Annotated in this window: 7 protein-coding genes; 5 read left to right on the top strand and 2 right to left on the bottom strand. The window is 70.5% G+C overall.

Annotation, left to right across the window (positions count from 1 at the left end; translation table 11 throughout):
* Window positions 1–13: 13 nt before the first annotated feature.
* The gene (locus JN535_RS13120) at window positions 14–679 is read right to left on the bottom strand and encodes a ThuA domain-containing protein (protein ID WP_205205972.1); all 666 of its coding nucleotides are present in this window, start codon (window positions 677–679) and stop codon (window positions 14–16) included.
* A 70-nt stretch (window positions 680–749) separates the two neighbouring features.
* Window positions 750–1931 (bottom strand): ROK family transcriptional regulator, encoded by a 1182-nt coding sequence (locus tag JN535_RS13125; protein WP_205205973.1) that lies wholly within the window; start codon window positions 1929–1931, stop codon window positions 750–752.
* 409 nt (window positions 1932–2340) lie between these two features.
* On the opposite strand from JN535_RS13125, the gene JN535_RS13130 reads away from it, so the two are divergent.
* From JN535_RS13130 to JN535_RS13150, 5 genes are all read left to right on the top strand, one after another.
* The gene (locus JN535_RS13130) at window positions 2341–3861 is read left to right on the top strand and encodes a sugar ABC transporter ATP-binding protein (RefSeq protein ID WP_205205974.1); all 1521 of its coding nucleotides are present in this window, start codon (window positions 2341–2343) and stop codon (window positions 3859–3861) included.
* Window positions 3858–4898, top strand: a complete 1041-nt coding sequence (locus JN535_RS13135) for an ABC transporter permease (RefSeq protein WP_307868685.1) — start codon at window positions 3858–3860, stop codon at window positions 4896–4898. The genes JN535_RS13130 and JN535_RS13135 overlap by 4 nt, the downstream gene beginning before the upstream one ends.
* A gap of 88 nt (window positions 4899–4986) precedes the next feature.
* Complete coding sequence (locus JN535_RS13140) at window positions 4987–6054, top strand: substrate-binding domain-containing protein (protein ID WP_205205975.1); 1068 nt, start codon at window positions 4987–4989, stop codon at window positions 6052–6054.
* A 110-nt stretch (window positions 6055–6164) separates the two neighbouring features.
* Entirely contained in the window at window positions 6165–7337 is a 1173-nt protein-coding gene (locus JN535_RS13145; protein ID WP_205205976.1) for a Gfo/Idh/MocA family protein, read from the top strand.
* A gap of 279 nt (window positions 7338–7616) precedes the next feature.
* Window positions 7617–12611 (top strand): ThuA domain-containing protein, encoded by a 4995-nt coding sequence (locus tag JN535_RS13150; protein WP_205205977.1) that lies wholly within the window; start codon window positions 7617–7619, stop codon window positions 12609–12611.
* Window positions 12612–12637: the final 26 nt, after the last annotated feature.

A 12637-nucleotide genomic window follows, 5' to 3' on the forward strand; every position in this document is an offset into this window, starting at 1 on the left:
GGCGAGCAGGGGGTCAGCGGCTCGCCCAGAGGATGCCGCGCTCGACGATCGTGCGGACGGGCGGGACCTCGAGGTCGGCGAGCTGGTGACCTGCCGCGCACACGAAGATGCGGCCCGCGCCCCAACGGCGCGTCCAGACGGCGGGGGAGACGACGGGCTCGTGCCAGGGATCGCCGTCGCGCGGGACGATCGTCGTCGTCGCGAGGACCTCGTTGTACGAGTCGGCGAGCACCCAGTACTGCTCGGAGTGCAGCGCGATGGAGCTGATGCCCGCGACGATGGGGTGGTCCGCGTGCTCGGGGGCGATCTCGATCGTGTGGTCGATGAGGTCGTGCGCGTGGGCCGCGAACTGCCCGCCCACCATCTGCAGGTAGTCGGTCGCGAGCCGGAACGAGTCCACGATCCCGCCGTGCCAGCCGGCGAACCCGGTGCCGTTCGCGACGGCGTTGCGGAGCCCGCGCATCTCGTCCGGGAGGATCTCGCCCATCGTCCAGCACTGCACGACGAGGTCCATGCTCGCCATGAAGTCCTCGTCGGCGTACGACTCGAGCGATCCCTCGAGCGTCACGTCGTAGCCGGACGCCTCGAGAAAGGGGACGAACAGCTCCGCCGCCTCCTCGGGTGCGTGCCCAGGCCAACCACCCCGGACCACGAGCGCTCGACGGTCCCGCTCGGTCATGACTCCTCCTCGTGCCTCGTCACACTCGTCACGCCCGCGTGTCGCGGGCAGCGGCCCCCGGCGACCGCGCTCAGGCGATGAGCGCGTCGATCGCTGCGGGCGAGAGTACGTGATCCACGGCCATGGCGCTCGCACCGAGCACGCCGGCCTGGCCGCGGGCCTGCGAGGTGACGATGCGCAGGTGCTGCGTCGCGAGGGGGAGCGACCGCTGGTACACGATCTCGCGGATACCCGCGATGAGGTGCTCGCCCGCCTCGGCCACGATGCCGCCGATGACGATGAGCGAGGGGTTGAGCAGGCTCACGCACGCCGCGAGCACCGAGCCGATGTCGCGTCCGGCCTGGCGCACGGCCTGGCTCGCGGCGAGGTCGCCGCCGCGCACGAGCGCGACGACGTCGGCGCTGTTCGTCGCGTCGAGGCCCGCGGCGGCGAGCGCGGCGGCGACGGCCTGCCCGCTCGCGACCGCCTCGAGGCACCCGACGTTCCCGCAGCGGCAGGGGACGTCGGCCGCGCTCGGGACGGCGACGTGTCCGATGTCGCCGGCGGCGCCCTGCGCGCCGCGGCGCAGCTCGCCGTCGGCGATGATGCCGGAGCCGATGCCCGTGGCCACCTTGACGAACAGCATGTCGGTGACGGCCGGCCAGGCGGTCCGGTGCTCGCCGAGCGCCATGATGTTCACGTCGTTGTCGACCAGGACGGACGCGTTGAACCGCTTCTGCAGGATGCCGGGGACGTCGACGTCGTCCCACGCGGGCATGATCGGCGGGTTGATGGGGCGGCCGGTCGAGTGCTCGACCGGCCCGGGCAGGCCGACGCCGACGCTCACGAGGTCGTCGATGCTGCGCCCGGTCGTCGCGACGAGCTTCTCGCCCGTGTCCGCGACCCACGACAGCACGACCTCCGGGCCGTCCGCGATCGCGAGCGCAGCGTCGGTCTCCGCGAGCACGTTGGACGCGAGGTCGGTCACGGCGAGGCGTGCGTGCGTGGCGCCGAGGTCGACGGCGAGCACGATGCGTGCCTCAGGGCTGAAGGCGAAGGTCACGGGCGGTCGACCGCCCGTCGAGCTCGCCTCTCCCGCGGGGGCGATGAGGCCCGCCGACATGAGGAGGTCGATCCGGGCGGCGATGGTGGATCGCGCCTGCCCCGTGATCGCTGCGAGGTCCGCGCGCGTGCGCGGCTGACCGTCCCGGAGCAGCTGGAACATGTCGCCGGCGCCGGTCGGGCGCGGCGCGAACTTCAGCAGTTCCTCCATGGGCACAGTGAATCACGGAGCCTCTCGTCGGTCGTCCGTACATGCCGGACGAGTCATCGGCTTTTGCTTGACGATCGCCAAAAGGTACCCTACTGTCCCCTCCCAAGGCGACATGGACGTCGTCGGAAGGTGTGGAGGTCCGAGGAAGGGCCTCTCGTCCGGGCGGACACCGCCCCTCATCGTCTCGTGCAGACCCGACCGCAGGCCGACTTCCGCCCGTCGTGGCTCGTCACCGCCCCGTCACGACACGACTCCGATCCGTGCTGCGCCGCGGGCCCGGCAGCCGTGGGGAGCGTTCCCACCGGTCGTTCGAGGGCTGCTCACTTTTGCTGGTAACGAAGTTGTAACGGCGGCAAAAGACCGAGACCTTATGATTGACCGTCGTCAAAAGGTCCGCTAGGTTCACCGCATGGTCACCGCAGACCCTCCCCAGCCGCTCCTGCAGATGCAGGGCATCGTCAAGGTCTTCCCCGGGGCTCGAGCGCTCGACGGCGTCGATCTCGAGATCCTCCCGGGCGAGGTCCACTGCCTCCTCGGGCAGAACGGCGCCGGCAAGTCCACCCTCATCAAGGTGCTCGCCGGTGCCCACCAGCCCACCGAGGGCCAGATCCTCCTCGACGGCGAGCCCATCACGATCTCCGACCCCGTCGCCGCGCTGCGGCACGGCGTCGCGACGATGTACCAGGAGCTCGACGTCGTCGACGGCCTGACCGTCGCGGAGAACGTCTACCTCGGGCACGAGCTCGCGACGCTCGGGTTCTCCCAGCGCCGCGAGGCGGTGCGCAAGACGCGCGAGCTGCTCAAGCGGCTCGGGCACTCGGAGATCTCGCCGACCAAGGAGGTCGAGCACCTCTCGGCCGCGGGCAAGCAGATCGTCTCCATGGCGCGGGCGCTGTCGCACGACGCGCGCGTCATCATCATGGACGAGCCGTCGGCGGTCCTCGACTCCGAGGAGGTGGGCAACCTCTTCCGTGTGGTCAAGGAGCTGACGAAGGCGGGAGTCGCCGTCGTCTACATCTCCCACCGGCTCGAGGAGATCCGCGAGATCGGCGACCGCATCACCGTCCTCAAGGACGGCCGGACCGTCGCGCAGAACCTCCCCGTCTCCGAGACGCCGACGGCCAAGCTCATCACCCTCATGACCGGGCGATCGGTCGAGTACGTGTTCCCGGAGACCGACGGCCCTGCCGAGGACGCCCCGGTCGTGCTCGACGTCGAGGGCCTCGCCCTGCGCGGGGTGTTCGAGGACGTGTCGCTCCAGGTGCGGGCCGGGGAGATCGTCGGTCTCGCCGGCCTGGTCGGCGCCGGCCGCTCCGAGATCATCGAGACGATCTACGGCGCACGTCGTGCGACCGCGGGCACGGTGACCGTCGACTCCAAGCGCCTGCGGGTCGGCTCGGTCGCCGCCGCGGTGGACGCGGGGATCGGGCTCGCACCCGAGGAGCGCAAGAGCCAGGGCCTGCTCCTCGACGAGCCCGTCTACCGTAACGTCACCCTCTCGACGTTCGCACGCTTCGCGCGCGGTGGCCTCCTCGACGAGGGGGCCGAGCGCAAGGCGGCCAAGGAGCAGGCCGACTCGCTCGAGCTGCGTCCCGCCGGCGTCGACCGCGCGATCCGCACGCTCTCGGGCGGCAACCAGCAGAAGGCGATGCTCGCCCGCTGGCTCGTCCACGGCTGCCGCGTCCTGCTCCTCGACGAGCCGACGCGCGGCGTCGACGTCGGCGCGCGCGCCGAGATCTACGCCCTCATCCGCAGGCTCGCCGACGAGGGCGCCGCCGTCGTCGTCGTGTCCAGCGAGATCCCCGAAGTCCTCGGCCTCGCCGACCGCGTCCTCGTCGTCTCCGAGGGTCGCGTCGTCCACGAGGGGCCCTCGAGCTCCATCGACGAGCACCAGGTGCTCGACATGGTCATGGAAGGAAGTGTCGCGTGAGCGAGCAGCAGGTGTCGGCCTCGATGCCGACGAAGAAGCCGGACGCCGACGAGTCGGCCCGGGTCGAGAAGGCGGCGGGCGAACGCCGACGGACCGGGTTCCTGTCCGGGGCGGCGGGTCGGAACATCGGCCTCGTCGTCGCGCTCCTGCTCCTGTGCGTCGTGGGCTTCGCGACGGGTGGCGAGCGGTTCCTGAGCGTCAGCAACCTCATGACCATCCTCAGCCTCGGGTCGGTCACGGGCGTCGTGGCCATCGGGATGACGTTCGTCATCACGACGGGGGGCATCGACCTCTCGGTCGGCTCCGTGCTCGGCCTCGCCTCCGTCTGGGCGACCACGCTCGCTACCCAGTCGTACGGGTGGGTCGTCATGGTCATCTGCGCCCTCGCGGTCGGTATCGGTGCCGGGCTCCTCAACGGCGTGATCATCGCCTACGGAAGGGTCGTGGCGTTCATCGCGACGCTCGCGATGCTCGTCGCGGCACGCGGCCTCGCCGAGCTCATCGCGCAGAAGCGCACGCAGATCGTCCAGGTCGACGCGTTCAACGACGTCTTCCGGGGCAACCTCCTCGGCGTCCCGAAGATCGTGTGGATCTTCGCGCTCGTCGCCGTGCTCGGCTGGTTCCTCTTCAACCGCACGACGTTCGGCCGCCGGACGGTCGCCGTCGGCGGCAACGCCGAGGCCGCCCGCCTCGCGGGCATCAAGGTCAAGCGCCACCTCGTCTACGTCTACGCGCTGTCCGGGCTCACCGCCGGCATCGCCGGCGTCATGATCCTCGCCCGCACGAGCGCCGGCTCCTCGACCAACGGCCTGCTCCTCGAGCTCGACACCATCGCCGCGGTCGTCGTCGGCGGCACCCTCCTCGCGGGTGGTCGCGGCACGATCGTCGGCACGGTCCTGGGCGTGCTGATCTTCACGACGCTCACGAACGTCTTCATCATCAACAACATCGACAGCTCGGTCCAGCAGATCGCCAAGGGCGCGATCATCGTCGGCGCGGTCCTGCTCCAGCAGCGCCTCTCCCGACGAACGACCTAGCCGGTCGGACCACCCGGTCGTCCCTCGCACCACCCACCCCCACAGTTCCGCAGAGTTCCTCCAGCAGGACAGCATCGAAGGAGATCCCATGTCCGCACGTACCACCCTCCGCCGTCGCATCACGCTCGCGACGGTCTCGGCTGCCTCGATCGCCCTGGTCGCCGCGGCCTGCACGTCGAACACCCCGACCACCGAGGAGACCGGCGACGGGGGCGGGGGCGGGAGCGCGAACGAGGCCGTCTCCGACAACGACGCCCCCGGCGACCCGATCGTCATCGGCTTCTCGGCCCCCGCCGCCGACCACGGCTGGATGGGCGCCATCACGACCGCCGCCGAGGCCGAGGCCGCGGAGTACGAGGACGTCGAGCTCCGCGTGGCCGACGGCACGAACGACGTCAACGTCCAGATCAGCCAGATCGAGGGCTTCATCAACGACGGCGTCGACGCGATCGTGCTCCTGCCGTTCGACGGCGCGGCGCTCACCGAGGTCGCGACCAAGGCGATGGAGGCCGGGATCCCCGTCATCAACGTCGACCGCGAGTTCTCCAGCCCGTTCGCCGCGCGCACCACGGTGCTCGGCGACAACTACGGCATGGGCGTGAGCGCCGGCCAGTACATCTGCGAGCAGCTCGGGGACAACCCCGACGCCGTCGTCGCGGAGATCGCGGGCATCGACTCGCTGCCCCTCACGCAGGACCGCAGCCAGGGCTTCGCGGACGCGCTGTCCGACTGCGGCCTCGACGTCGACAACCGCGTCGCCGCCGACTTCACCGTCCAGGGCGGCGAGGCCGCGACCGCCAACCTGCTCCAGGCCGCGCCGCAGATCGACGCCATCTGGAACCACGACGACGACCAGGGCGTCGGCGTGCTCTCCGCGATCGAGAACGCGGGCCGCGACGAGTTCTTCATGGTCGGCGGCGCCGGCTCGAAGCAGGTCATGGAGCACATCCAGGCCGGCGACTCGGTCCTCCAGGCGACCGTCGTCTACCCGTCGACCCAGGCCGCGGACGGCATCAAGCTCGCCCGTCTCGTCGCGCACGAGAAGAACATGAGCGACCTCGCTTCGTCCGGCGTCCCGCGCACCGTCCAGCTCTACGCGCCGGTCGTGACCAAGGACAACGTCGACCAGTACCTGCCCACGGCGTTCCAGTCCTGACGGACCGGTCCCGCACCTCGCAGGAAGAACGCGGACCACGCCCACGGTCCGCCCGGGTGACCCCCGGCCGGACCGTGGGCGTGCGCCGTGAGAAGCACGGAAGGAACGTCATGGCAGGAAACGACGGCGCTCAGCTCGGCGTCGGCATGGTCGGGTACTCGTTCATGGGGGCAGCGCACTCGCAGGCATGGCGGACCGCCCCCCGGTTCTTCGACCTCCCCCTCGTCCCGCGCATGCGGGTCCTCGGCGGCCGCAACCCGGAGGCGCTGGCCGCCGCCGCGGAGCGGCTCGGCTGGGAGTCCACCGAGACGAGCTGGCAGGCGCTCGTCGGCCGCGACGACGTCGACCTCGTCGACGTGTGCACGCCCGGCGACACGCATGCCGAGATCGCGATCGCGGCGCTCGAGGCGGGCAAGCACGTGCTGTGCGAGAAGCCGCTCGCCAACACGGTCGCCGAGGCCGAGAAGATGGTCGCGGCGGCCGAGGCCGCGGCACAGCGCGGGCAGGTCGCGATGGTGGGCTTCACCTACCGCCGCGTGCCGGCGATCCAGCTCGCGCGGCAGCTCGTCGCCGACGGGCGCATCGGGACCGTGCGGCACGTGCGCGCGCAGTACCTGCAGGACTGGATCGCGGACGAGAACGCACCGCTGTCGTGGCGTCTGGACAAGAGCAAGGCCGGGAGCGGGGCGCTCGGCGACATCGGCGCCCACGTCATCGACCTCGCGCAGTTCATCACCGGGGAGAAGATCACGAGCGTCTCGGGACTCCTCGAGACCTTCGTCAAGGAGCGCCCGGTCGCGACGGAGTTCGCCGGGTTGTCCGGCCAGGGCGGCACCGAGCGCGGCCCCGTCACGGTGGACGACGCGGCGGTCTTCCTCGCCCGGCTGTCCGGCGGGGGCATCGGGACGTTCGAGGCGACACGCTTCGCCTACGGCCGCAAGAACGCGATCCGCCTCGAGATCAACGGCTCGAAGGGGTCGGTCGCGTTCGACTTCGAGGACATGAACGTCCTGCACTTCTTCGACGCCGCGGACGAGGCGGCCGTCGCCGGCTTCCGACGCATCGTCGTGACGGAGCCGGAGCACGCGTACGTCGCGCACTGGTGGCCCGCGGGCCACGGGCTCGGGTACGAGCACGCGTTCACGCACCAGGCGGTCGACCTCGTCGAGGGGATCGCCGCCGGGACGCACCCGGCGCCGACCTTCGCGGACGGCCTCGTGGTGCAGCGCGTGCTCGACGCGGTCGAGCGGAGCGCGGCGTCGGGCGGCTGGGTCCAGCCGTAGTATCGAGTCCGGGTCGGCCCGCGGGGCGGAGGGTCGACCCGGACGCCGGCCCGACGGTGTCGGCCGTTGCAGCGCAGCACGGCCGGCCGGAACCGGCGCGGAGGAAAGGAGGCTGGACGCGCAGCGATGGCGCGCATTTAGTACGACGGGCAATCAAAATTGTCGGTCGAAAATTCCGGGACGGCGGCCGGCCGATGGCGGCACCCGGCGGAGCGCAGCACTGATTCCCCATCTCGACGAGGAGACCTTGTGAGAAACGTGCTAGGAGGATCGCTCGCCATGAGGCGGACGGTCGCGGTAGCTGCCGCGACAGCGGTCGCTCTCCCCCTGACCATGGCGGCGGCGGCGACGTCGGCGACGGCCGTGACGACGCCCACGGGCGTCGCAGCGGCGCCCGTCGTCACGGCCGCTGACGCCGTCCCGTTCGACGTGCTCGTCTTCAGCAAGACCGGTGGCTTCCGCCACGGGTCGATCCCCGCGGGCATCGCGGCGATCCAGCAGCTCGGGGAAGAGAACGACTTCACGGTGACCGCCACCGAGGACGCGGGAGCGTTCACGGACGAGAACCTCGCCCAGTACGAAGCCGTCGTGTGGCTGTCCACGACCGGCGACGTTCTCAACGACGACCAGCAGGCCGCGTTCGAGCGCTACATCCAGAACGGGGGCGGGTACGCGGGCATCCACGCGGCGTCCGACACCGAGTACGACTGGCCCTGGTACGGCGGGCTGGTCGGCGCGTACTTCAGCGCCCACCCCCAGAACCAGACCGCGACCGTCAAGGTCGAGGACCACGTCCACGAGTCGACGGCGCACCTGCCCTCGCGGTGGGAGCGGTTCGACGAGTGGTACAACTTCCGCACCAACCCGCGCGACACGGTCCACGTGCTCGCGAGCCTCGACGAGACCACCTACAACGCGGGCAGCGGCGCGATGGGCGCCGAGCACCCGACGGCGTGGTGCCAGGTCTACGACGGTGGCCGCTCCTGGTACACGGGTGGCGGGCACACCGACGAGTCGTACTCCGACCCGGACTTCCTCCAGCACCTGCTGGGCGGCATCCAGACGGCGGCGGGCGCCGTGGCGTCGGACTGCTCGGCGACCCAGTCGGCGAGCTACGAGCAGATCGCGCTCGACGAGGAGACGCGCAACCCGATGGTCCTGGACGTCGCCGACGACGGCACGGTGTTCTACGCCGAGCGTGACGGCCGCGTGCAGGTCATCGACCCGTCGACCAACACGACGCACACCGCGACGACCCTCCCGGTGACCACCGCCAACGAGGACGGTCTGCTCGGGCTCGTGCTCGACCCGAACTTCTCGGAGAACGGGTGGGTCTACACCTACTGGGCTCCGGCGAACGTCGGCTCCGACGGCCCGCACAACCGGATCTCCCGGTTCGACTTCGACCCGGCCACGGGCACGATCGACCAGGCCACGGAGAAGAAGGTCCTCACCGTCACGACGCAGCGCAACACGTGCTGCCACGCCGGCGGTGACATGGTCTTCGACGAGGACGGCAACCTGATCCTCGCGACCGGTGACAACACCAACCCGTTCGAGTCGGGCGGCTACTCGCCGCACGACGAGCGCGCCGGTCGCCAGGACTACGACGCCCAGCGCTCGTCGGCCAACACGAACGACCTGCGCGGCAAGGTCCTGCGCATCCACCCGGAGGACGACGGGACGTACACCATCCCCGAGGGCAACATGTTCGACGAGGCGGCGGACGCGGAGGGCAAGACCCGCCCGGAGATCTTCGCGATGGGCTTCCGCAACCCGTTCCGCATCGGCGTGGACCCCTACTCCGGCAACATCCTCGTGGGTGACTACGGTCCCGACGCGGGCAGCGCGAGCCCGACGCGTGGTCCGGGCAACACGGTGGAGTGGAACGTCGTGAGCGAGCCCGGCTTCTACGGGTGGCCGTACTGCACGGGCGCGAACGCGGACTACCTCAAGTACAACTTCGCGACCGGGCAGTCCGGCGCGGCGTTCAACTGCGCCGAGGGCCCGGTCAACCAGTCCCCGAACAACACGGGTCTGACCCAGCTGCCCCCGGCCATCGAGGCCGAGATCTGGTACAGCTACGCCGGCAACCCGGAGTTCCCGGAGATCGGCGGCGGCGGCGCGCCCATGGGCGGCCCCGTCTACCAGTACGACCCCGAGCTCGACTCCGACGTCCAGTGGCCCGAGTACTGGGACGGCAAGGCGTTCCTGGGCGAGTGGAACCAGGGCAAGCTCTACTCGGTCCAGCTCGACGGCGAGAAGCGCGACGACATCGTCGACATCAACCGCGTCCTGCCGAAGATCTTCGACCCGAGCGCCGGTTTCGACCGTGCCATGGACTTCGACTTCGGTCCCGACGGCGCGCTCTACGTCGTCGACTGGGGCTCGGGCTTCGGCGGCGACAACGACTCGAGCGGGATCTACAAGGTCAACTACGTCAAGGGCAACCCGACGCCGATCGCACGAGCGAGCGCCGACGTGACGAGCGGCCACGCGCCGCTCACGGTGCAGTTCTCCTCGGAGGGCACGCGCCACCCGGCCGGTGACGAGCTGGCTCTGCAGTGGACGTTCGGCGACGGCTCCGAGCCGTCGACCGAGGCGAACCCGGTCCACACGTACACCGAGAACGGGTCGTACGTCGCCCAGCTCGTGGCGACGGACGCCCAGGGTCAGACGGGTGTCGCGAACGTGACGATCGTCGTCGGCAACGAGGCGCCGTCGATCTCCATCACGTTCCCCGACAACGGCGGGTTCTTCCAGTGGGGTGACCAGGTCCGCTACGAGATCTCCGTCGACGACCCCGACGGTGAGGTCGACTGCAGCCAGGTCGAGCTCTCGACGTCGCTCGGCCACGACTCGCACGCGCACCCGATGGACGTGCTCGGCGGTTGTGAGGGCGTCTTCCAGACGGCGCGCGACGAGGGCCACGGCATCGAGTCGAACATCTTCTGGGTGATCGAGGCGTCGTACACGGACGACGGTGGCGCCGCCGGTGCCCCGCTCACGGCGAACGACCTCCAGGTGCTCCAGCCCAAGCTGCTCCAGGCGGAGTTCTTCACCTCCACCGGTCGCCTCGCGGACTCCACGAGCACGGGCGACCCGGGCGTGCAGCGCGAGACGACGAGCGACACGGCCGGCGGTGGCCAGAACATCGGCTACATCGAGCCGGGTGACTGGTGGGCCTACGACCCGATCTCGCTCTACGGTGTCGACTCGATCGCGCTGCGCGCGGCGTCGCCGAGCAACGCCACGATCTCCGTCCGCTGGAACGCCGCGGACGGCCCGGAGATCGGGTCCGTCCAGGTCCCCGGCACCGGTGACTGGCAGGTCTACACGAACGTCTCGACCGAGCTGACCGACGTGCCCTCGGGTACCGGGACGCTCTACTTCGTCCTGACGTCCGGCCAGGCCAACGTCAACTGGCTCGAGTTCGACGGCCGCGGCGTCACGGACAACGAGCGCCCGACCATCGACTCCTTCGAGGTCACCCCGACGACGGGCACCGCCCCGCTGACGGTGACCGCGACGGCGACCGCCTCCGACCCCGAGGACGACGCGATCACGTTCGCGTGGGACGCGGGACTCGGTGACGGGTTCGTCGACGGGACCGACTCGTTCGAGGTCACGTACGACCAGCCGGGCACGTACCGGCTCCAGGTGCGGGCCTCCGACGAGCGCGGTGCGTACTCGGTCGAGTACACGACCGTGACGGTGAAGGCGCCGGAGACCGGGCCGGGGATGTGCTTCTCGGGCCGCTCGGACGACTTCCTCGGCACGGACCTCGACGAGAACCGCTGGTCGGTGCTCAACCGCGACCAGAACCTGGTCGTGCGGGACGGCAAGCTCGTCATCCCGACGACGGCGACCGACTTCTACGGCACCGGCAACACCGCGGTGCCGAACCTGGTGCTCCAGGACCTGCCGGACGGGCCGTTCACGGCCACGGCCAAGCTCACGCTGCCGGCGCGCCAGCAGTACCAGCAGGCCGGTCTGGTGATCTGGGAGGACCAGGACAACTACGCGAAGATGGTGCTCCAGGGCCGCTCGCAGTCCGCGGACCCGGCGACCAGGATCTTCCAGTTCATCCGTGAGGAGAACGCCCAGCCGAACGAGGTCGGTGCGTCCAACTCGCCGAACCTCGGCGCCGACTACCCGGACACGGTCTACGTCCGGTTCGTCAGCAACGGTGAGAACCTCCAGGCCGCGTACTCGGCCGACGGCGTCGACTTCACGACGATGTCGGAGACCAAGTCGATCGCCGACCTGGAGAACGCGAAGATCGGGCTCGTCTCGCTCAAGGGGAACAACACCGCGTCCCCGGTCGTCGACGCCGAGTTCGACTGGTTCCACATCACGCCCGACGACACGGCGTCCGCCCCCGGGCCGGACGACGAGTTCGACGGCAGCGCCCTCGACGCGTGCCGCTGGTCGATCGTCCGCGAGGACCCGACCGGCTACCGCGTGGCGGACGGCTCCCTGCAGATCGACACGACGCCGACGGACATCTACGGGACGGACAACCGCCCCGTGCCGAACATCGTGCTGCAGGACCAGCCGGGCGAGGAGTGGACGGTCGAGACCGTCGTCGACGGGTCGGCGCTCGACCGCCAGTACCAGCAGGGCGGTCTGATCGTCTACGGCGACGACGACAACTACGTCAAGCTCGACTACGTGGTCGACAACCAGGCGGGTCAGGCCAAGAACGCCCGGATCGAGCTGCGCAGCGAGGTCGGCGGGGTCGTCCAGAACCCGCAGCCCCAGTCGTCGAGCCTCACCGGCGACGTGTGGCACCTGCGTCTGACGCGCTCCGGTGACACGTTCACCGGCGCGTACAGCGCCGACGGCGAGACCTGGACCACGTTCGACCAGAGCGTGACGAACGCCCCCGCGGCGGACGCCCAGGTCGGGCTGTTCGCGCTCGGCGCGGCGGCCGACACCGGTGCGCCGGCGTCGTTCGGTCACTTCCGGGTGGTCGGCGACGACGTCGAGCCGATCGCGGTGACGATCACCGCGGAGACGCGGTGCATGGCCGGCAAGGTGTTCGTCGCGGTGCGTGCGGCGAACGACGACGCGGTCCCGCTCGCGATCACTCTCGAGACCCCGTACGGGTCGAAGGAGTTCGCGGACGTGGCGCCCGGCGCGAACGCCTACCAGTCGTTCGCGTCGCGTGCCGCGGGGATCGACGCCGGCAGCGTGACGGTGACCGCGACCGACGCCGAGGGGAGGACGTTCTCCGGGACGGCGGACTACGCCGCCCGGGCCTGCTCCTGACAGGTTCCGGCGGGCCGGTGCCCTGA

The organism is Cellulosimicrobium cellulans, assembly GCF_016921195.1.
GTDB classification, from domain to species: Bacteria; Actinomycetota; Actinomycetes; order Actinomycetales; family Cellulomonadaceae; genus Cellulosimicrobium; species Cellulosimicrobium cellulans_F.